This window comes from Vogesella mureinivorans (assembly GCF_007644035.1).
GTDB classification, from domain to species: domain Bacteria; phylum Pseudomonadota; class Gammaproteobacteria; order Burkholderiales; family Chromobacteriaceae; genus Vogesella; species Vogesella mureinivorans.
On sequence record NZ_VMTV02000769.1, the window covers coordinates 1 to 283 of the forward strand.

Below are 283 nucleotides of genomic sequence, written 5' to 3' on the forward strand. Positions count from 1 at the left end.
AGAAGATTGGGATAAAGTGATCAAAGTAAACCTTGACTCTGTTTTCAACCTTACAAAAGCAGTGATCAAGCCGATGATGAAGGCAAGATCAGGATCCATCATCAATATGACTTCAGTAGTCGGGGTGAAAGGAAATGCAGGACAGGCCAACTATGCGGCATCCAAAGCAGGGGTAATAGGATTTACAAAATCTGTTGCATTAGAGCTGGGATCAAGAAATATCAGATGTAACGCTATTGCTCCGGGATTCATTGAAACAGAAATGACGGCTGTTCTGGACGAA

The 283-nt window shown here is 42.4% G+C and carries 1 protein-coding gene; it reads left to right on the plus strand.

The window, feature by feature from the left end; translation table 11 throughout:
* Window positions 1–283, plus strand: a 283-nt coding sequence (locus FLQ44_RS25670; protein ID WP_147695488.1) for an SDR family NAD(P)-dependent oxidoreductase, incomplete at both ends; no start/stop codon positions are given.